This is a genomic window from Pedobacter jamesrossensis (assembly GCF_042650905.1).
In the GTDB taxonomy this organism is placed as follows: Bacteria; Bacteroidota; Bacteroidia; order Sphingobacteriales; family Sphingobacteriaceae; genus Pedobacter; species Pedobacter jamesrossensis.
Genome location: NZ_JBHSBY010000064.1, coordinates 1 through 1,851, shown reverse-complemented (window position 1 = coordinate 1,851; position 1,851 = coordinate 1). Strand labels below are relative to the sequence as shown.

Genomic DNA, 1,851 nt, shown 5'->3' with positions numbered 1-1,851 from the left:
TTGGTTCATGGAAACCAGACCGACCCGGCTTTTATTAAAAAGTTATTGCAGTAATGCTGTCTGTTTCTGCAGCCTATCATTATTTCCTTTATCGGGGAATAACAGATTTCAGATCCGGCTTTGATTCCTTAAGCGGACTGGTTCGTGCCGAGCTTGACAAGGATCCTACCCTGGGTGATGTTTTTATATTTTTCAACCGTAAACGCAATCAGGTCAAGCTTCTTCATTTTGAAGGAGACGGTTTTGCGCTCTATCATAAGCGACTGGAAAGTGGCACTTATGAGGTGCCTGATGCATCTGTCAGCGAAGGCGGTCAGGCTGCCATCTCCAGTGATGAACTGCTGTTTATTCTAAAGGGAATAAAGCTAAGGAGTATAGAGCGAAGAGCGCGTTTTAACCTCAAAAAACATAGCGAAAAAATAGGTCAAAAACTTGCCTGATACATTCAAAATGCGTATTTTTATGCCAATGAACAGTAGCACTACCGTAGATAAAATCACCCTTGAAAGCTTGTTTTTCAGGATGAATGCTATGGAGTCCAAATATGAAAAAATCATTGCAGACAAGGATGCTAAATACGAAGCTATCATTGCTGATAAGGATGCCCAGCTTCTAAAGCTTACCCATGGTATAGAAGCTAAATATGAAGCCATCATTGCTGATAAGGACGCTCAGATCCTTAAGCTTACCCATGAGCTTGCCCAGCTTAAAAAAATGATCTTCGGTTCCAAAAGCGAGCGCTTTGTTCCAGCATCCTTACCTGAACAGTTGACCATGGGCTTTTCACCTGATGCCATATTCCCTGACCCAAAGATACAACAGGTTAGCTATGTTCGTAAAGATCCCGCTAAACCTACCCTGCACCAGGGAAGGAAGCCATTGCCGGCAGGGTTGCCACGTGAGCAGATCATCATCCAGCCAAAAGCAGATGTGGCAGGGATGAAAAAGATCGGGGAGGAAATCACCGAGGAGCTCGAATACACACCGGGAAAATTATTTGTAAGACAATATATTCGGCCAAAATATGCAGATCCAAAGACTGGTGGTATAGTGTGCGCGGAGCTCCCGGAACGGCCAATCACCAAGGGCATCGCCGGACCTGCACTATTGTCCCATATTGTGATCAACAAGTTCGTGGATCACCTCCCAATCTATCGCCAGGTTCAGCAGTTTGAACGCGAAGGGGTAAGCCTTTCTGCTTCTACTATTAACGACTGGCTTACCGCCTGCTGTAATCTTTTACAGCCCCTGTACGACCAGATGCTCAATGCGGTGGTTTCCACTAATTACATCCTGGCTGATGAAACCCCGATAAAGGTGATGGACAAGGCCAAAAAGGGCACTACCCACAGGGGCTACCACTGGCTGTACTATTCCCCGCAGATCAGGATGGTTTATTTTGACTACCGGCCGGGCAGATCCAGGGAGGGGCCCAGGGAAATACTTGAAGGTTTCAGTGGCTTTCTCGGGACCGATGGCTACTCCGGATATGATATGTTTGATAATAATAAGCAGATAACCAGGTTATGCTGCTGGGCCCATGCGCGCCGCAAATTCGATGAATCCCTGCAGAATGATCAGGCAAGGGCTACTTTGGCCCTGCAGCAGATTCAGCAACTTTATCAGATCGAACGAACATGCAAAGAAAACCGGTACAGCCACGAGCAAATCAGGGAAATTCGTCAGCAAAAGGCATTACCGATACTCAATACATTCAAGGAATGGCTGATCCAAAATTATCGTGAGGTACTTCCATCGAGCGTGATCGGGAAGGCAATTGCCTATACCCTGAATCTTTGGAATAAGCTTACCGTATATCTTCAGGACGGAAAACTTCATATCGATAATAAT

At 45.8% G+C, this 1,851-nt stretch carries 2 protein-coding genes; both read left to right on the top strand.

All coding sequences use genetic code 11. The features are described 5' to 3' along the window. Positions 1 to 53: 53 nt before the first annotated feature. Positions 54 to 440 carry an IS66 family insertion sequence element accessory protein TnpB gene (gene tnpB / locus ACFOUY_RS09025; protein WP_378960178.1) on the top strand — a complete coding sequence of 129 codons (387 nt, stop codon included), beginning with the start codon at positions 54 to 56 and terminating at the stop codon, positions 438 to 440. Then, positions 433 to 1,851, top strand: a 1,419-nt coding sequence (gene tnpC, locus ACFOUY_RS09020) for an IS66 family transposase (RefSeq protein ID WP_378960177.1), incomplete at its 3' end; no start/stop codon positions are given. The genes tnpB and tnpC, both read left to right, overlap by 8 nt.

What these genes read in the sequence shown, in the direction of transcription:
- tnpB (WP_378960178.1), top strand. Translation starts at nt 54, where the DNA reads ATGCTGTCTGTTTCTGCAGCCTATCATTATTTCCTTTATCGGGGAATA.